General features: G+C 65.2%; 15 protein-coding genes and 1 tRNA gene. 8 read left to right on the forward strand and 8 right to left on the reverse strand.

Translation table 11 applies throughout. The annotated features are described in order from the left end of the window. Nucleotides 1-31 precede the first annotated feature (31 nt). The 3 genes from O6W96_RS00315 (at nucleotide 32) to O6W96_RS00325 (ending at nucleotide 5,196) form a co-directional block, all read left to right on the forward strand. Nucleotides 32-2,143 carry a prolyl oligopeptidase family serine peptidase gene (locus O6W96_RS00315; RefSeq protein WP_353467733.1) on the forward strand — a complete coding sequence of 704 codons (2,112 nt, stop codon included), beginning with the start codon at nucleotides 32-34 and terminating at the stop codon, nucleotides 2,141-2,143. Between the two features lie 17 nt (nucleotides 2,144-2,160). Further along, a complete protein-coding gene (locus O6W96_RS00320) occupies nucleotides 2,161-3,939 on the forward strand; it encodes a DUF885 domain-containing protein (RefSeq protein WP_353467734.1) in 1,779 nt (592 codons plus the stop codon). 111 nt (nucleotides 3,940-4,050) lie between these two features. Further along, nucleotides 4,051-5,196 carry a CaiB/BaiF CoA transferase family protein gene (locus O6W96_RS00325; RefSeq protein WP_353467735.1) on the forward strand — a complete coding sequence of 382 codons (1,146 nt, stop codon included), beginning with the start codon at nucleotides 4,051-4,053 and terminating at the stop codon, nucleotides 5,194-5,196. A 13-nt stretch (nucleotides 5,197-5,209) separates the two neighbouring features. On the opposite strand, the gene O6W96_RS00330 is transcribed toward O6W96_RS00325, so the two are convergent. The 3 genes from O6W96_RS00330 to O6W96_RS00340 form a co-directional block, all read right to left on the reverse strand. After that, nucleotides 5,210-5,285: transfer RNA gene (locus tag O6W96_RS00330), tRNA-Ile, on the reverse strand. A gap of 120 nt (nucleotides 5,286-5,405) precedes the next feature. Continuing rightward, nucleotides 5,406-5,672, reverse strand: coding sequence for a hypothetical protein (locus tag O6W96_RS00335; RefSeq protein WP_031393308.1), 267 nt, complete (start codon nucleotides 5,670-5,672; stop codon nucleotides 5,406-5,408). A 154-nt stretch (nucleotides 5,673-5,826) separates the two neighbouring features. Further along, a complete protein-coding gene (locus O6W96_RS00340) occupies nucleotides 5,827-7,230 on the reverse strand; it encodes a M20/M25/M40 family metallo-hydrolase (protein ID WP_435372159.1) in 1,404 nt (467 codons plus the stop codon). A gap of 104 nt (nucleotides 7,231-7,334) precedes the next feature. On the opposite strand from O6W96_RS00340, the gene ettA reads away from it, so the two are divergent. Both ettA and O6W96_RS00350 read left to right on the forward strand, forming a co-directional pair. Then, nucleotides 7,335-9,014: an energy-dependent translational throttle protein EttA gene (gene ettA / locus O6W96_RS00345; protein WP_093399227.1), complete on the forward strand. Its 1,680-nt coding sequence runs from the start codon at nucleotides 7,335-7,337 to the stop codon at nucleotides 9,012-9,014. 5 nt (nucleotides 9,015-9,019) lie between these two features. Then, complete coding sequence (locus O6W96_RS00350; protein WP_353467736.1) at nucleotides 9,020-10,213, forward strand: sensor histidine kinase; 1,194 nt, start codon at nucleotides 9,020-9,022, stop codon at nucleotides 10,211-10,213. 111 nt (nucleotides 10,214-10,324) lie between these two features. On the opposite strand, the gene O6W96_RS00355 is transcribed toward O6W96_RS00350, so the two are convergent. From O6W96_RS00355 to O6W96_RS00370, 4 genes are read right to left on the reverse strand one after another with little or no spacing between them, the layout of a single operon-like run. Continuing rightward, nucleotides 10,325-11,098, reverse strand: a complete 774-nt coding sequence (locus O6W96_RS00355) for an NTP transferase domain-containing protein (protein WP_353467737.1) — start codon at nucleotides 11,096-11,098, stop codon at nucleotides 10,325-10,327. A 1-nt stretch (nucleotide 11,099) separates the two neighbouring features. Then, the gene (locus O6W96_RS00360) at nucleotides 11,100-12,191 is read right to left on the reverse strand and encodes an inositol-3-phosphate synthase (protein ID WP_056050788.1); all 1,092 of its coding nucleotides are present in this window, start codon (nucleotides 12,189-12,191) and stop codon (nucleotides 11,100-11,102) included. 15 nt (nucleotides 12,192-12,206) lie between these two features. Further along, nucleotides 12,207-13,067 carry a CDP-alcohol phosphatidyltransferase family protein gene (locus O6W96_RS00365; protein WP_353467738.1) on the reverse strand — a complete coding sequence of 287 codons (861 nt, stop codon included), beginning with the start codon at nucleotides 13,065-13,067 and terminating at the stop codon, nucleotides 12,207-12,209. 54 nt (nucleotides 13,068-13,121) lie between these two features. Continuing rightward, on the reverse strand, nucleotides 13,122-15,167 hold the full coding sequence (locus tag O6W96_RS00370; RefSeq protein WP_353467739.1) for an NAD(+) synthase: 2,046 nt from the start codon (nucleotides 15,165-15,167) through the stop codon (nucleotides 13,122-13,124). 76 nt (nucleotides 15,168-15,243) lie between these two features. On the opposite strand from O6W96_RS00370, the gene O6W96_RS00375 reads away from it, so the two are divergent. The 3 genes from O6W96_RS00375 to O6W96_RS00385 are packed head-to-tail and all read left to right on the forward strand — an operon-like array spanning nucleotide 15,244 to nucleotide 16,321. Further along, entirely contained in the window at nucleotides 15,244-15,624 is a 381-nt protein-coding gene (locus O6W96_RS00375; RefSeq protein WP_353467740.1) for a hypothetical protein, read from the forward strand. Nucleotides 15,625-15,671: 47 nt separating this feature from the next. Next, complete coding sequence (locus tag O6W96_RS00380) at nucleotides 15,672-16,028, forward strand: ArsC family reductase (RefSeq protein WP_353467741.1); 357 nt, start codon at nucleotides 15,672-15,674, stop codon at nucleotides 16,026-16,028. An 11-nt stretch (nucleotides 16,029-16,039) separates the two neighbouring features. After that, nucleotides 16,040-16,321 carry a DUF427 domain-containing protein gene (locus O6W96_RS00385; protein WP_353467742.1) on the forward strand — a complete coding sequence of 94 codons (282 nt, stop codon included), beginning with the start codon at nucleotides 16,040-16,042 and terminating at the stop codon, nucleotides 16,319-16,321. Between the two features lie 154 nt (nucleotides 16,322-16,475). On the opposite strand, the gene ypfJ is transcribed toward O6W96_RS00385, so the two are convergent. Then, entirely contained in the window at nucleotides 16,476-17,393 is a 918-nt protein-coding gene (gene ypfJ, locus O6W96_RS00390; RefSeq protein ID WP_353467743.1) for a KPN_02809 family neutral zinc metallopeptidase, read from the reverse strand. Between the last annotated feature and the right edge of the window lie 61 nt (nucleotides 17,394-17,454).

Below are 17,454 nucleotides of genomic sequence, written 5' to 3' on the forward strand. Positions count from 1 at the left end.
AGGTCGCATCATCGAACGAAAGAGAGTGATGATGCAAAGACGCCTGCCGTTCCTGGCCTTGCTGGCCCTTTCCACGACCGCGCTGGCCCAGACGTCGGCTCCGCCGCCCGCCGCCGACCCGAACGCGTATCTCGAGGACATCCACGGCACGCGTGCGCTTGATACGGTGAAGCGGTGGAACACGCAGTCGCTCGCCGCACTCGAAGCTAAGCCCGGCTATGTGCGCTACCGCCAGCGCGCACTCGACCTGTTGCAGGCGGACCGCCAGATCGCGACGCCCGACCAGATCCTCGGCGATCAGGTGCTGAACCTGTGGCAGGACAAGACCAACGTGCGCGGCCTGTGGCGGGTTGCGTCGCTCGCCTCGTTCACCAGCGGCAAGCCGGTATGGCGGACGCTGATCGACGTCGATGCGCTCGGCAAGGCCGAGGGCAAGAGCTGGGTGTGGAAGGGCGCGACGTGCCGCTCGCCGTCGTACGATCGCTGCATGGTCGCGCTGTCGAACGGCGGCGGCGACGCGGTGGTCGAGCGCGAGTTCGACATTCCGACGGGCAAGTTCGTTGCTGACGGCTTCGTCGTGCCGAACTTCAAGACCGGGCTGAACTGGGCTGGACCCGATATGCTATATGTCGCGACCGATTTCGGCACGGAGAGCCTCACCACCTCGGGTCTGCCACGCACCGTCAAGCTGTGGCGGCGCGGTACGCCGCTGACCGCCGCCACCGAAATCACGAGCGCGGCGAAGAGCGACGTCGGGATCGACACCAGCGTCTTCGCCGAGGGCGATCGGCGCTATGCGCTCGTGTCGCGACTGGTCGATTTCTTCCATGCCAAGCGGAGCCATGTCGGCGCGGACGGCCGGCTGGTTGCGTCGCCGCTACCCGACGATGCGGTGGTCAATGCCGTGCTGGATGGCCGACTGATCGCGACGCTCGCCTCCGACTGGCGTGGCATGCCGGCGGGGGCCATCGTCGCCTACAGCGTCGCCGACGTGCTGGCAGGCCGCTCGCCGTCGATCGAGCGCGTGCTGGTGCCGACCGCGACGCAGGCGGTGGAACAGGTCGATTCGAGCAAGTCGGTGCTGTGGGTAAAGATGCTCGACGACGTCTCGGGCCGGCTCGTGTCGCTGACGCGCGGCGCGGACGGCGTCTGGACGCAAAGCGTCGCGGCGCTGCCGACCGCGTCGACGATCCACCTCGATGCGACCGCGGGCAAGGACGACGTCGCGTTCGCGGTGGTCGAGAGCTTTCTCAGCCCGCCCGCGCTTTATGCCGTCCGCCCGAATGCCAAGCCGGTGACAGTCGACACGCTGCCCGCGCGGTTCGATGCCTCGACGATGCAGGTCGAACAGCGGTTCGCAACCTCGAAGGACGGCACGAAGATCCCGTATTTCCTGGTGCGGAAGAAAGGCACGACTGGCCCAGTGCCTGCGCTGGTCCACGCCTATGGTGGGTTCCGCAACGCGCAGACGCCGACCTACCTCGTCGACCAGCCCTATCGTTCGGGTCCGGCCGGGCTGTTCTGGGTCGAGGAGGGCAACGCGTTCGTGCTCGCCAACATCCGCGGCGGCGGCGAATACGGGCCGCGCTGGCACCAGATGCCGCTGCGCGAGAACCGGCAAAAGGCGTATGACGATCTCCACGCGGTCGGCGACGATCTGGTGCGGACCGGCGTCAGCGCCAAGCGCAAGATCGCCGTCTCGGGACGCTCGAACGGCGGCCTCCTGGTCGGCGTCGCGATGGAGCAGCGTCCTGACCTTTACGGCGCGATCGTGATGGGGTCGCCGCTGCTCGACATGCAGCGCTATTCGCATCTGTCGGCAGGGGCGTCGTGGATCGGCGAATATGGCGACCCGGACAAGCCCGCGGATTGGGCGTTCATCTCGAAATATTCGCCGTACCAGAATTTGAAGCGTGGCGTGCAATACACGACGCCGTTCATCTACACCTCGACCGAGGACGACCGCGTCCACCCCGGCCACGCACGCAAATTCGCCGCGCGGCTGGAGGCCTATGGCGATCCGTTCTTTTACTATGAGAACCCCGAAGGCGGCCACGCGGCGGGCGCCGACAAGATCGAGGATGCCAAGCGCGCCGCGCTCGTCACCGTCTATCTGAACGCACAACTCGCGCCACAGCGCTGATCGTCAGGAATTCCATGATGCGTAATTTCCGTCTGTTGCTCGGCGCCGCGATGCTCGCGCTGCCCGTTTCGTCGATCCCTGCGCCCGTGCTGGCCGCGCAAGCCGAGACGAGCGCGTTCGCGTCGCTGTCGAAGCGCTATGTCGATGGCCTCGCCCGCCTCAATCCATCGTCGGCGACATCGCTCGGCGATCACCGCTTCGACACGCAGATCACCGACATGTCCGCCGCAGGACGCGCCAGGCGAGAGGCGTTCTCGAAGGCCATGCTCGCCGACCTCCAGCGGATCGACCGCAAAGCCCTGTCGCGCGAGGAGCAGGTCGACGCGGCACTGCTCGACAATGCGCTCCGCTACGACATCTGGGATACCGAGACGCTCGGCGGGTGGGCGTGGGATCCGCAGGTCTATAACGACATCGCCGGCAGCTCGCTCTATTCGCTCGCCGCGCGGGACTTTGCGCCGTGGCCGCACCGGCTAAATGCGGCGACCGCGCGGATGGCGGCGCTCCCTGCATTGCTGGCCCAGGCGCGCGCCAACATCGTGGTCGCCCGCGTGCCGTCGATCTACGCGACGACCGTGGCGAAGCAGAACAGCGGTATCGTCGACATCGCCGAGAGCATGCTCGCGCCGCACAAGAGCGAATTGTCCGCAGCGGACGCCAAGCGGTTCGACGCCGCGCTCGTCAAACTGAAGGCGGCGGTCGCCGAGCACCAGGTCTGGCTCGACAAGACGCTCGTTCCCGGTGCGAAGGGCGACTTCCGCCTCGGGGCGGCGCTCTATGACAAGAAGCTCGGCTTCGCGCTGCAATCCGACCTCACCCGGACCGAGATCAAGCGCCGCGCGCAGGCTGCGATCGTTGACACGCGCGCGCAGATGTACGCGATCGCGCGCCAGATCTTCGGCGCCAAGAAGGGCGCGCTGCTGCTTCCCGACAAGCCGTCCGAAGCGCAGCAACAGGCCGCGATCCAGCTCGCACTCGAACTCACCTACGCCAAGCGTCCGGCACGCGACGGCATGATCGACGCCTCGACCAAGGCACTGGCGCAGGCGACCGCATTCGTCCGCGAGAAGGGGCTGGTCGGGATGCCCGACAGCCCGGTGAAGATCATCACCATGCCCAAGTTCCAGCAGGGCGTCGCGGTAGCCTACTGCGATTCGCCCGGCCCGTTGGAGAAGAACCTCGGCACGTTCTTCGCCGTGTCGCCGATCCCCGACGACTGGACCGAGGCGCAGGCGACCTCGTTCCTCAGCGAATATAACGACTACATGATCCACGACCTCGCGGTGCACGAGGCGATGCCGGGGCATTACCTCCAGCTCGCGCACGCCAATGCGACGCAGTCGACGCTGCGCGCGGTGCTCGGGTCGGGACCGTTCGTCGAGGGCTGGGCGGTCTATGCGGAGGGCATGATGGCGGACGAGGGCTATCTGAACGGTGATCCGCTGTTCAAGCTCACCGTGCTCAAGATGCGGCTGCGCTCGATCTCGAACTCGCTGCTCGACATCGGCATCCACACCGAAGGCATGACGCGCGACGAGGCAATGCAGCTGATGACGCACACCGCGTTCCAGCAGGAGCGCGAGGCGGCGGGCAAATGGGTCCGCGCCTCGCTCGGCTCGACCCAGTTGCTGAGCTATTTCACCGGCTATTCGGAGCACATGGCACTGAGGGAGGAGGCGAAAAAGCGGCAGGGCGCGGCGTTCGATCTCAAGCGCTACAACGACGCGCTGCTCGCGCATGGTTCGCCGCCGGTGCGCTACGTCCGCGAGCTGCTGCTCGACCTGCCGATCGGGTAAGCGCCGGTCGCTTGACCGGGTCTGCGAATGCTGTGACGCTGCTCCGATAAGAAGCCATCGGAGAGGCGTCATGGCAGGATATCGTCTTCGGCGCGGTATGGGGTCGCTGCGATGACCGGCCCGCTTGCCGGAATCCGGATCGTCGAGCTTGCCGGGATCGGTCCCGCGCCGTTCGCCTGCATGATGCTCGCCGATCACGGCGCGGAGGTGATCCGGATCGAACGACCGGGCGCTAAGAAGAGCGGGCCGGGCGGCGATCCCGCCAAGGATATCCTGCTCCGATCCCGCAAGACGATCGCCGTTGACCTCAAATCCGCCGAAGGGATTGGCATCGTTCGTGATCTGGTCGCATCGGCAGATGGTTTTGTCGAAGGTTTTCGGCCGGGTGTGACTGAACGACTGGGGCTCGGGCCGGAAGTGCTGATCGAGACGACCCCGCGGCTTGTTTATGGCCGGATGACCGGTTGGGGGCAGGACGGGCCGTACGCGCAGGCCGCGGGCCACGACATCAACTATATCGCACTTGCCGGCGCGCTGCACGCGTTCGGCAGCGCAGGAGAAAAGCCGACGCCGCCGATCAACATGGTCGGTGATTTCGGCGGTGGTGCGATGATGCTGGCATTCGGCATGGTCAGCGCCTTGCTCCACGCGCGGACCACCGGGCAGGGGCAGGTGATCGACTGCGCGATGACCGATGGTGCCGCGCTGCTGATGAGCATGATCTGGAGCTTCCACGGCCAAGGCCTGTGGCGCGACGAGCGCGGCGTGAACCTGCTCGATGGCGGTGCGCATTTCTACGACACCTATGCCTGCGCCGACGGAAAATACGTGTCGATCGGCGCGATCGAGCCGCAATTCTATGCAGTGCTGCGTCAGAAGGCGGGCCTTGCCGAGGATCCCGAATTCGATCGGCAGATGGATTCGCGGTGCTGGCCGGCGCTGTCGGAAAAGCTCGCGGCGCTGTTTGCGACCCGGCCGCGTGACGCATGGTGCGCGATTCTCGAACACACCGATGCGTGTTTCGCGCCGGTGCTGTCGCTGGCCGAGGCACCCGCGCATCCGCACAATGTCGCGCGCGGCACGTTTACGGAGGCGGGGGGCGTGATCCAGCCGATGCCCGCGCCGCGTTACTCCGCCACGCCAACCGTCGCACCACACATGGCCGACGGGCATACCGATACCGATACGCTGCTCGACGGACTTGGCTACACGGCGGACAAGATCACCGCGCTCAGGGCTGACGGGACCGTCGCGTGATCATGGGAGTGGTTGGTGGGCCCGGCAGGAATCGAACCCGCAACCTAGCCGTTATGAGCGGCCAGCTCTAACCGTTGAGCTACAGGCCCCACCGGCGCCTGCGTTAGCGCAAGCATCTGCAAAGCAAAAGACACAAAGAAAAAGGGCGCTCCCGAAGGAGCGCCCTTTCCGACACTAATACTCTATCAAGCGCGAACGCCCGACAGGGTTTAGTTCATGTTGTCGGTCTTCTCGTCGGCAGCGTCACGGACGTTGTCGGCAGCTGCGTTCATGTTGTCAGCAGCGTTCTCGAGCACGTCGGTAGCGACTGCGTTCGAGGTATTGTCCGCCATGGCGTCCATGTTGTCAGCCTGCATTTCCATGTTGTCAGCCAGCATGTCCGCGTTGTTCTCAACTGCGGCGGCTTCTGGCGACTTGCTGCAGGCTGCGACGGACATCAGGCCGGCGGCAGCAGCGATCAGAACGATCTTCTTCATTCGAATGCTCCCAAGCATAGTTTCACTCGCGGCCGACCCGATTGCCGTCGCGAAGTCACGTCAAATAGCGGCCCCCGGCGGGCGGTCAATCCGCTAAATTCATCTGTCCGCAAGGTTTGCGGCAGAACGATGACAAATTGGTTCATGCAATTCGTCACTTCTGAGGCACAATTGGCCCGATTTCCTCGGGTGCATTGGCCACCGTCGCGATCACCGTGGTCCAGGCCGCAACGTTCTGGCGGAGCTGTTCGGGGTCGATCAGATCCAGCGTGTCCTCGGGCGTATGGTGGTAGTCGAAGTAGCGCAGACCCGACTGGTTGAGATCGATTCCGGCGACGCCCGTGGCAATCACCGGGCCGACATCGGTGCCGCCGTGGGGGGTGTCGGCACCGCGGATGATCCCGAGCGGGGCGAGCGCCACGGTCAGGCGATCCTCGATGGGCTTGGCACCGGCGGGTAGGCTGCTTTCGAACCGCCAGACACGATCGGCACCGAAATCCGATTCGGCAGCGGTCGCATGGCGTTCGCCGGCGTGCGCCTTGGCGTAGGCGGCTCCGCCAAAGCCGCCGCTCTCCTCGTCGCCGAACCAGACGACGCGGATCGTGCGGCGTGGGCGCTGGCCGCTGTCCATGACGAGCTTGGCGGCAGCCGCGGTAATCGCGATGCCCGCGCCATCGTCGATCGCACCGGTACCGAGATCCCAGCTGTCGAGATGGCCGCCGATCAGCACGATTCCCGCCTTGGGGTCGGTGCCCGGAACCTCGGCGACGACGTTACCCGATTCCCGTATCCCGACCTGCTTGTCTTCCAGGACCAGCTTCAGCGTCACGGGCTTGCCGAGCTTCACCAGTCGCTCGACGTGCTCGGCGTCCGCGACCGACAGCGCGGCTGCGGGGATCGGCGTCACGCCCGCGTCGAAATTGGTGTTGCCCGCGTGCGGCCCGCGGCCGTGATCGGTGCCGATCGACCGGATCACGATCGCCGCCGCGCCCTTCTTGGCGGCGACGTTCGGTCCGACGAAGCGCGCGGTGCCCTGCGATCCATAGCTCGATCCATCCTGCGTCGGCTGCATCGCGTTCGACACGAAGGCGATCTTACCCTTCAGGCTGCCGTCAGGAGCGAGCGCCAGGTCGTTGTACGTCGGAAAATACACGATCGGCAGGGTCAGCCCGCCCGGCAGCGTCGCGCCCGAATTGCCCAGACCGACCAGATGCAGCGTCTGCGCATAGGGGGCGACCAGCTCCCCGCTCTCCGTGCCGCGCGACCAGACCGGCAGCTGGTATGGCTCGATCCGCACGTTCTTGAACCCGAGCGCCTTCAGCTTGGCGACCGACCAGGCGCGCGCCCGCGGTGCTGCCTCGGTGCCGGTCATCCGCGGGCCGACCTCGGTCGTGATCCCTTCGACGATCTTGTACGCGGTGTCGTCGGTCAGCGCCTTATCACGCAGTGCTGCGACCTTGGTGTCGACCGCGGTTGCCGGGGCGGCGGTACGCTGCGCCGCGAGAGGTGAGGTGAGGGCGGAGGCGGCCAGCGCCGCGAGCAGGGTGCGTTTCATCATGGACCGCAGCGTATGTCGGCGCTCCCCGTTTGCCAACGGCCCGCCGCATCGCTATCTGCGCACGTCAAATCCCGCCTTTATTCAGAACGGAGCTCGGCACCCACATGGCCGTCCAGTATACCTACGTCATGAAGGGTCTGTCGAAGACCTTCCCCGGTGCCAACAAGCCCGTTCTCAACAACATCCACCTCCAGTTCATCCCGTCGGCCAAGATCGCGATCATCGGCCCCAACGGCTCGGGCAAGTCGACCTTGATGAAGATCATGGCCGGCATGGACCCCGATTTCACCGGCGAAGCCTGGGCCGCAGAAGGCGTCAACGTCGGCTATCTGGCGCAGGAGCCGCAGCTCGATCCGACCAAGGACGTCATGGGCAACGTCAAGGACGGCGTCCGTCCGGTCGCGGATCTGGTCGACCGGTTCAACGCGATCTCGGCCGAAATGGGCGATCCGCAGGACGACACCGACTTCGACGCGCTGATGGAGGAGATGGGCGAGCTTCAGGCCAAGATCGACGCGGTCGACGGCTGGGCGCTCGACAGCCAGCTCGAACAGGCGATGGAAGCACTGCGCTGCCCGCCGGGCGACGCCGACGTCACCAACCTGTCGGGCGGCGAGAAGCGCCGTGTCGCGCTCTGCAAGCTGCTGCTGGAGAAGCCGCAGATCCTGCTGCTCGATGAGCCTACCAACCATCTCGACGCCGAAAGCGTGTCGTGGCTGGAGAATTACCTGAAGGAATATACCGGCAACGTCATCCTCGTGACGCATGACCGCTACTTCCTCGACAACGTCGTCAACTGGGTGCTCGAGCTCGATCGCGGGCGCTACTACACCTACGAGAGCAACTATTCGGGCTATCTGGAGAAGAAGGCACAGCGCCTCAGCCAGGAAGAGCGCGAAGAGGCCGGCAAGCAGAAGGCGATCGCCGACGAGCTGGCGTGGATGCGCCAGACCCCGAAGGCGCGCCAGACAAAGTCAAAGGCGCGTATCCGCGCGTTCGACGAGCTGATGGAGAAGCAGGAGAACCGCGTCGCCGGCAAGGCCGCGATCCTGATCCAGCTGCCAGCCCGTCTCGGCGGCAAGGTAATCGAGGCGAAGGGCCTGACCAAGTCGTACGGCGACAAGCTGCTGTTCGACGGCCTCGACTTCACGCTGCCCCCGGGCGGCATCGTCGGCGTGATCGGCCCGAACGGCGCGGGCAAGTCGACCTTGTTCAAGCTCATCACCGGCCAGGAAACGCCCGACGAAGGCACAATCGAGGTCGGCTCGACCGTCAAGCTCGGTTACGTCGACCAGAGCCGCGACGATCTCGATCCGAACAAGAACGTCTGGCAGGAAATCTCCGACGAGCTGGAGATCTTCCGCTTCGGCAAGCAGGAGATGGGGACGCGCGCTTACGTCGGCGCGTTCAACTTCCGCGGGCCGGACCAGCAGAAGAAGGTCGGCCAGCTGTCGGGCGGTGAGCGCAACCGCGTCCACATGGCCAAGATGCTCAAGGAGGGTGGCAACGTCCTCCTGCTCGATGAGCCGACCAACGATCTCGACGTCGAGACGCTGCGTGCGCTCGAGGAGGCGCTGGAGACGTTCGCAGGTTGCGCGGTGGTCATCAGCCATGACCGCTTCTTCCTCGATCGCCTCGCGACGCACATCCTCGCGTTCGAGGGCGACAGCCATGTCGAGTGGTTCGAGGGCAACTACGCGTCGTACGAGGAGGACAAGCGCCGCCGGATGGGTGACGCCGCCGATCGACCGACCCGTCTGGCGTACAAGAAGCTGACTCGCTGAGGACGATGCCTGTCGTAGAACACTCTCCCGGCGGTGATGCCGCGCCTGCTGCTGGCGAACTCGAATATCGTCTTCGCCAGCAGTCGATCCTCGCCGATTTCGGGATCGAGGCTTTGCGGGCGCGGGATCTGCAGCCGATGTTGCAGCGTGCGACCGAATTGTGCGGCGAGGGGATGCGGTCGAAATACTGCAAGTTTCTCGAATATCGCCCAGAGCAGGATACGCTGCTGGTGCGTGCCGGCATCGGCTGGGAGCCGGGGGTGGTCGGGTCGACCGAGATGCGGACCGATCTCGGGTCGCCGGCGGGGTTTGCGCTGGAGACAGGGCAGCCGGTCATCTCGAACCATCTCGAGAACGAACAGCGGTTCCGAACGCCCGAGTTCATGGCGCGGCACAATATCCGGCGCGCGATCAACGTGCTGGTCGAGACGTCGGGCAAGCGTTTCGGTGTGCTTGAGGTGGACAGCCCCGACGAGGGCAAGTTCGAGCCGGCCGACTTCGCGTTCATGCAGGGGTTTGCCAATCTCATCGGCGTCGCGATTGAGCGACAGCAGGCCGAGCAGCGTCTGAGCGAAGCGATGGCGCATCAAGAGTTGCTCACGCGGGAGGCCAGCCATCGGGTGAAGAACAGCCTGGCTTTGGTCTCGGCGATGCTCAATCTCCAGATGCAGGAGGATGACGATCCGCGGATCCGGCGAATGCTGGGCGATGCGCAGGCGCGGATCACCGCGATCGCGCAGACGCATGACCAGCTATGGCGTGGCGATCAGGTCGGCATCGTCGCGCTGAACGATCTGGTCTGCGGGATCGCTACGGGACTGGGCGAACAATCGCTCAATCACCGGATCGACTGCGATATCGAGGCGATCCTGATCAGCGCAGACGTGGCGATCCCCATGGGGTTGCTGGTTACCGAGCTTGTCACCAACGCGATCAAATATGCGTATGGCGACGACGGCGGCGTGATCCTGGTTACGGTGCGGAGCGCGGAGGGGCGGATCGTGCTGACGGTGTCCGACGAGGGCGGCGGGTTGCCGGCGGACTTCGACCTGAAGACGGCGTCGCGCAGAAGCCTCGGGATGCGAATGATCGGCAGCCTCGCGCGGCAGTTGCGCGGGACGGTGACGATCGAGAACGCTGCGGTAGGCACGTGCGCCACGCTCGACGTTCCCGATCCGCGGGGCGAGGAAGCGGAATAGGTTTTCCGATAGTGGGAATGCGATCCTCCCCCGTCAGGGGGAGGTGGCGCCGAAGGTGACGGAGGGGGAGGACACGCAACGTCCGTTGCACGTTCCTCCCCCTCCGTCTCGCTACGCGGCCACCTCCCCCTGGCGGGGGAGGATCGCGAAAAAGCTAGGCCGCGACCGCGCCGCCTTGGTCGCCATCCACGCTTCGGCCTTCGCCAGCGCAGGGGCGTCGTCGACGTCGATCCAGTCAATGTCGCTGCAATCCACGATCCGGGCGAGACCTTGCGCAGCCAGCAGGCGGACGCCCTCGGTCAGCGAGGGGCTCGCCAGAGTTGCGAGTGCGTCCGACAGCGCAGGGCCGATCGCGAAGACGCCGGTGTCGTAGCAGTCGTGCGGCTCGAGGCCCTTGCCGATCGCGACGATGCGGTCGCCTTCGGTGGCGACGCAGGTCACGTCCTCCGGGTCGACCCAGTCGTGGCCGAGCCGCCGGTCAATGCCGAGGCGGAGGCCACCTCCCGCGCCGGCGCGAGCCATGCGGGCGTAGAGTTCAGGGCTGACGAGGTGGTCGCACATCGCCAGTACCGCCTCGCTACCCGCCAGCGCATCCCGCGCAGCCAGCACCGAAACGCCGTTCGGTTCGCGGTGATCGGCGAGCACCGTCTCGACCGCCAGCGGCCAGCGTCGACTTCCGAGATACGCCTCGATCGCCTCGCGTCCGTAACTCACCGTCACGATCGCGCGCACAAAGCTGGCTTCCGCCAGCCCTTCGAGCGCGTGGGCGATCAACGGCCGCCCCGCCACCGCGCAGAGCGGCTTGTACGGGGCGGAGGTGCGAAGGCGGCTGCCTTCCCCGGCAGCGAGGATGATCGCCGTTTGAATCCGGGGCGTCTCGATCACGTCAGGCGGCCTTGATGAACCGCTCGACTTCGATCTGCGCGAGATCGTCGGTCATCTGCGTGCGCGGGTGCTTGCAGAAATAGGCCGATGCAGGGTCGATCACGCCGGCGATGCCGCGATCCTTGGCGATCTTGGCGCAACGGATCATGTCGATCGCGACGCCCGCCGAGTTGGGGCTGTCCTCGACCGAGAGACGCAGCTCGATGTTCATAGGCACGCCGCCGAACAGCTGGCCTTCCATGCGCAGGAAGCAGACCTTGTTGTCGTTCTGCCAGGGCACATAGTCCGACGGACCGATATGGACGTTGTCGTCGTCCATCCGCTCGGCCGCAACCGACTGCACCGCTTCGGTCTTCGAGATCTTCTTCGACTCGAGACGACGATGGTTCGACATGTTGAGGAAGTCGGTGTTGCCACCGGTGTTGAGCTGGTAGGTGCGATCCAGCTTCACGCCGCGCTTGGCGAACAGGTCGGTCAGCACGCGGTGGACGATCGTCGCGCCGAGCTGTGCCTTGATGTCGTCGCCGATGATCGCGACGCCGGCGTCTTCGAACTTCTTCGCCCAAACCGGGTTCGAGGCGATGAAGACGGGGATGTTGTTGACGAACGCCACGCCCGCTTCGATCGCGCACTCGGCGTAGAATTCGGTCGCTTCCTGCGAACCCACCGGCAGGTAGTTCATCAGCACGTCGGCGCCCGATGCCTTCAGCTCGGCGATGACCTCTTCACGCGTCGGCTCGGCGGCGTCCGAGACGAGGAACGTACGGTCGTCCTTGAAGTCGGCCATGTGGTCGGCGACGCCGTCCAGCTTCTTGCCCATCTTCACGATCGTGCCGGTGTTGCCGACATTGGGTGCGAACACCGCGGTGCAGTTTGGCTTGGCGAAGATCGCCTCGGCGACGTCCTTGCCGACCTTGCGGCGATCAACGTCCCAGGCCGCGACGACCTTGATGTCGCTCGGCTTGTAGCCGCCCATGTCGAAATGCATCAGGCCAACCTGGTCGTTTGCCCCCTCGCGATAATGCTCGAGGCCCTGGACGAGCGAGCTCGCGCAGTTGCCGATGCCGACCACGGCGATCCGAATGCTATTCATTACTGACCCTGTTCCTTACGAAAGATGCATGCGCGACGCGGTTTTTGGTCGCGTTGCGGAAGTATTACGAACGAAAGCCCGCTCGACACGACGGTGCCAGACGAGCCCGACGATGGCCACGAGCGTCAAAGGGACGATCTCGAACCACCAGAAGATGCGTGGGTTGCCCGCGAAGCAGGCGACGAAGATCGCCCATACCCGGACGTTCGCGGTAAGCAAGGCCATGAAACGCAACGGTGCGACGGCGCGGGCACCATACAGCGCACCGAGTACGACCGGATCCGCCGACTGACCGAGCGTGCGTTCGAACGGCATGGCGATGCGGTCGATGCTGCTCGCGACGCCGTCGTAGAAGCGTACGAGCGCGTTGCCGGTCGGCACGGGGACCGCCTGCAGGGCGACGCCCTTGATCCGGCGATGGTAGCGCGAGCGCTCGCCTTCATACATGTTCGACTGAACGGCATGCGCGCCACCAGCCGTGACGGCGAGGATCCAGGCTTCGGGCGTATCGATCGTCAGCGCGAGCGAGACGTAGATCAGCGCGAACACGCCGTGATCGCATAGCCCGTCGAGCATGCGACCGAGCGGGCTCGCCGTCTTGGTCGCACGCGCCACCATGCCGTCGAGCCCGTCGGCGATCAGCCACCCCATCGACAGCACCAGACCGACCAGCGCGAGCGCCCAATTGCCCCATTGGGTATAGGCGAGCGCGGCGGCGCCACCGAGGCAAAGCCCCGCCACCGACACCGAATTCGCGGAAATTCCACGTGCCAACGCAAGCGGCAAAAGCGCGCGGCCTGCCGGATGAATCAGCCAAAGATTAGATGGGATCTCGATCCGGCGATCGCGCGATCCATCCGGTGGAGCCAGTGTCATAGGATTTTCATAATGCGCCCGGCTCGCGGTTTATGCAAGATGGCGCAGCGAACCCTAGGGAACGCTTGACCGCAATTCTTCGATCCAAGCGGTTGCGATTCCGTCTGAAGGCGCACGCCAATCGCCACGTGGCGACAGCGCGCCACCCGCCGAGACCTTGGGGCCATTGGGCATCGCCGACCGCTTGAACTGGCTGGTCGTGAAGAAGCGGTAGAGGAATTTCTCCAGCCAATACCGGATCGTCGGCAGGTCGTACGCGACGCGCGCGTCCGCCGGCAGGTCCTCCGGCCATGCGCCGACGTTCGCATCACGCCACGCATGCCAGGCAAGAAACGCGATCTTCGAGGGCGCTAGGCCGTGGCGGATCACGTAATGCGCAAAGAAATCGTTCAGCGCATACGGCCCGATCATCGACTCGGTGCTCTGCAACGCGCCGTCCGCCCCCGCCGGAACGAGCTCGGGCGAAATTTCCTGCGCAAGGATCGTCGACAGGATTGCGTCGGTCGCCGCGTCATACTGGTCGGTGCGGATACACCAGCGGATCAGGAACTGGATCAGCGTCTTGGGCACACCGCTGTTCACCGCGTAATGGCTCATCTGATCGCCGACGCCGTAGGTGCACCAGCCGAGCGCCATCTCGCTGAGATCGCCGGTGCCGAGCACGATCCCACGGCGCTGGTTGGCGAGGCGGAACAGGTAATCGGTGCGAAGCCCTGCCTGCACGTTCTCGAACGTGATGTCGTAGACGGGTTCGCCTTCGCTGAAGGGGTGGCCGATGTCTTCGAGCATCCGGGTGGCGGCGGGGCGGATGTCGATCTCCTCAGCGGTGATGCCGAGCGCGCGCATCAGCGCCCAAGCGTTCGCTTTGGTGCCTTCGCCGGTCGCGAAGCCGGGCATGGTGAAGCCGAGAATGTTAGTCCGCAGGCGTCCAAGCCGGTCCATCGCCTTGGCCGCAACGATCAGCGCGTGCGTCGAGTCGAGCCCGCCCGATACGCCGATCACGATCGTCTCGGCGTGCGCGGAGACGAGGCGCTTCGACAGCGCCTCCACTTGGATATTGAACGCCTCGTAGCAATCGTCGTCGCGCCGCGCCGGATCGTTCGGGACGAACGGGAAGCGACGGATAGCGCGTTCGAGGCCGCTGTCGGCGAGCACCGGCGCGTGATCGAATGCGATCCGTCGGAAGCGCGTCTCCGGGTTGCCGGCGAATATTGCCGCATCGTTGAACGTGCCGGTCCTCAGGCGTTCCTGCATGATCCGCTCGCAGTCGACGTCGGCGACGACGAGTTCTGGCTCGGTCGCGAACCGCTCCGACTCTGCGATCTGTTCGCCGAGTTCGTGGATCAGCCCTTGGCCGTCCCACGCGACTTCGGTGGTACTCTCGCCGGGCCCTGCCGCGGAATAGACGTAGGCACATACCGCGCGTGCCGATTGCGCCGCGGCCAGCATCGCCCGGTCGCGCGCCTTGCCGATGACGATGTTCGACGCGGACAGGTTGCAGCAGATCAGCGCCCCGGCGAGCGCACCCGCGGTCGAGGGCGGGGTAGGGGCCCAGTAATCCTCGCAGATCTCGGCATGGAACACGAAGCCGGGCAGGTCGCGCGCGGCGAAGATCAGGTCGGTCCCGAACGGCACGTCCTCGCCGTTTAGGTCGATCGTCAGTCCGGTCATTCCCGCGCCACTCGCGAACCAGCGCTTTTCGTAGAACTCGCGGTAATTAGGCAGGAACGTCTTCGGCACCACGCCGAGCACGCGCCCGCGTGCGAACGCCAGCGCGCAGTTATACAGCCGCCCGTTCCGCACCAGCGCCGCGCCGACCAGCAGCACCGGCCGTAAAGTCGCACTCGCCTCGACCACCGTCGCGATCGCGGCCAGCGTCGCGCGCTGTTGAGCGGTCTGAAGATGCAGATCGTCGATCGCGTAGGAGGTAAGGTTCAGCTCCGGGAAGACGACGAGGTCGACGCCCTTCGCATCCGCCTCGCGCGCCAAGGCGATCGTAGCCTCGGCATTGGCCCCGGTATCCCCCACCGAAGCCCGCGGCGTCGCAGCGGCAACCCGGATCAGCCCGTGACTATGGATCGCGTAGAATGGATGCGTCATGGTGCACCGATAAACGCCCTCGCTGCGTCACGCTACCGGCTTGATCTCACCGGCGATCCTGTGAGAGGCCGCGAGCATGAAACTCCGCATGGTCCAGGTGTTCGTTCTCGCGGTCGTCAGCGTGCTGTACTGGCTGCTCGTAAGCCGTGTCTCCGGCGCGAAGGAGCCTTGGGATGCGGCTGGCTACTGGTTGATCTGGTACCCCGGTTCGCTGCTTCTGTCGGCCTTCGGCGGCTTTGCGTTTGGCGGGCGAGGGTGGTCGGCCGGAGCGATCGTCACGGTCGCGCAGCTGCCCGTGATGTTGGTAAATACGGGATTTGGCGGGCTACTGATCGTCGGCGTCGTGTTTCTTGCCGTCCTGGCCGTTCCTGCGGTCATGCTGTCCGCACTCCTCGGTCGCCTTCGGGCGACTTCGCGCCGCAATGTCGGTGGAAGGAAACAGAACGGCCCGATATGAGATCGAGCCGCCAGCGCGACTAGCCATCCAGCGTCAAGGAGACGATTTTGACGATCACGATGTTCGGCATCAAGAATTGCGACACGATCAAGAAGGCGCGGAATTGGCTCGATGCGCACGACGTCGCGTACGCGTTCCACGACTACAAGGCCGCGGGTATCGACGCTACGCACCTCGAAGACTGGATCGGTCGGGTCGGGTGGGAAGTATTGCTCAACCGCGCAGGCACCACGTTTCGGAAGCTTCCCGAAGAGGATCGCGCGGACCTAGATGCAGCGAAGGCCACCGCGCTGATGCTGACGCAACTGTCGATGATCAAGCGCCCGGTGCTCGATACCGGCGAGACGCTTCTGGTCGGGTTCAAACCCGAAGCGTATGAGGCGGCGGGGCTGGGGCGCGCCTGAAGGAGATCAGCATGCCGGTTGCAAGTTGGAATGGTCACGAGATCGCTCGATCGGACGATACCGTCGTCGTCGAGCGCAATCATTATTTTCCCGCCGACAGCGTCGATCCGGCGTTGCTGGAGGATAGCGCCACGCACTCGAGCTGCCCGTGGAAGGGTGAGGCGAGTTACAAGACCCTCGTCGTCGACGGGAAGCGGAACGTCGATGCGGTCTGGTATTATCCCGATCCCAAGTCGGCGGCGGCCGAGATCAAGGATCGCTATGCGTTCTGGAAGGGCGTCGTCGTCGCGTAAGGACGCGCTATTTTTGAAATCCTCCCCCGCCAGGGGGAGGTGTCGCCGAAGGTGACGGAGGGGGAGGACACGGAGCAGGTGTGAACCTTTCCTCCCCCTCCGTCTGGCAAGCGCCAGCAACCTCCCCCTTGCGGGAGAGGATGGGAGGCTCAGCTCAGATCGCGCCCGAGAACGTATCGCACTGCTGCGGATCGCCGCTGTCCAGCCCGCGCTTCAGCCACGACTGGCGCTGAGCCGACGTCCCATGCGTGAAGCTGTCCGGTACCACGCGACCCTGCGTCTCCTTCTGCAACGTGTCGTCGCCGATCGCCTGGGCGGCGGTCATGCCCTCCTGGATATCCCCGGCCTCGAGGCGCGTCTTGTTCGCCGCCGCCCAGACGCCCGCGTAGCAATCCGCCTGCAATTCTAGCCGCACCGACAGCGCGTTGCCCTCGGTTTCGCTCGCCTGACGCTGCGCCTGCTGGACCTGTGCATTGGTGCCGAGCAGCTTCTGGATGTGATGGCCGAACTCATGCGCGATCACATAGTCCTGCGCGAAGTCGCCCTCGGCCTTGAACCGCGTCGACAGCTCGTTGAAGAAGCTGGTGTCGAGATAGATGCCCTGATCGGTCGGGCAATAGAATGGCCCCATCGCCGACTGCGCCGCGCCGCAACCCGAGCGGCCATTGCCGGAGTAGAAGACCAGCTTCGGCGCTTCGAACCGCTGGCCGTTCTTCTGGAAGATCGCTTCCCAGGTGTTGTCAGCAGAGCTGAACGCGTTGCAGGCAGCCTTGCTTTCCGGGGTCAGGTTGCAGCTCGACGTTGTGTCGGTGCCGGCACGCGGCGATCCGCTCTGCGTCGTCGGTGCCGACGACTGCCCGCCACCGAGCAGCCCGCCGAGCCCCCCCATGCCGCCGAACACCGCCATCAGGATCAGCACGACGACGATCCCGCCACAGCCGAAGCGGCTGCCGATCATCGGCAACAACCCCATCAACAGACCGCCACCGCCGCCGCCAAAGCCGCCGCCCCCGCCGCCCGACCCGCGCTGGTCCTCGACGTTGATGTTCGGATCGTAATCGTCGAGCCGCATGATAAACCCCTTTTCGTTTCTGGTTGGGAACGAAATGCGCAAGGTGGCGGTAGAGTTGCAA

The organism is Sphingomonas faeni (genome assembly GCF_040407495.1).
In the GTDB taxonomy this organism is placed as follows: domain Bacteria; phylum Pseudomonadota; class Alphaproteobacteria; order Sphingomonadales; family Sphingomonadaceae; genus Sphingomonas; species Sphingomonas faeni_D.

Bases quoted from the DNA above. Each gene is read 5' to 3' on its own strand.
- O6W96_RS00315 (WP_353467733.1), top strand. From the start codon at position 32: ATGCAAAGACGCCTGCCGTTCCTGGCCTTGCTGGCCCTTTCCACGACC.
- O6W96_RS00360 (WP_056050788.1), bottom strand. From the start codon at position 12,191: ATGAATAGCATTCGGATCGCCGTGGTCGGCATCGGCAACTGCGCGAGC.
- O6W96_RS00320 (WP_353467734.1), top strand. From the start codon at position 2,161: ATGCGTAATTTCCGTCTGTTGCTCGGCGCCGCGATGCTCGCGCTGCCC.
- O6W96_RS00340 (WP_435372159.1), bottom strand. From the start codon at position 7,230: ATGATGAAACGCACCCTGCTCGCGGCGCTGGCCGCCTCCGCCCTCACC.
- O6W96_RS00365 (WP_353467738.1), bottom strand. From the start codon at position 13,067: ATGACACTGGCTCCACCGGATGGATCGCGCGATCGCCGGATCGAGATC.
- O6W96_RS00385 (WP_353467742.1), top strand. From the start codon at position 16,040: ATGCCGGTTGCAAGTTGGAATGGTCACGAGATCGCTCGATCGGACGAT.
- O6W96_RS00350 (WP_353467736.1), top strand. From the start codon at position 9,020: ATGCCTGTCGTAGAACACTCTCCCGGCGGTGATGCCGCGCCTGCTGCT.
- O6W96_RS00375 (WP_353467740.1), top strand. From the start codon at position 15,244: ATGAAACTCCGCATGGTCCAGGTGTTCGTTCTCGCGGTCGTCAGCGTG.
- O6W96_RS00335 (WP_031393308.1), bottom strand. From the start codon at position 5,672: ATGAAGAAGATCGTTCTGATCGCTGCTGCCGCCGGCCTGATGTCCGTC.
- O6W96_RS00325 (WP_353467735.1), top strand. From the start codon at position 4,051: ATGACCGGCCCGCTTGCCGGAATCCGGATCGTCGAGCTTGCCGGGATC.
- ettA (WP_093399227.1), top strand. From the start codon at position 7,335: ATGGCCGTCCAGTATACCTACGTCATGAAGGGTCTGTCGAAGACCTTC.
- O6W96_RS00370 (WP_353467739.1), bottom strand. From the start codon at position 15,167: ATGACGCATCCATTCTACGCGATCCATAGTCACGGGCTGATCCGGGTT.
- ypfJ (WP_353467743.1), bottom strand. From the start codon at position 17,393: ATGCGGCTCGACGATTACGATCCGAACATCAACGTCGAGGACCAGCGC.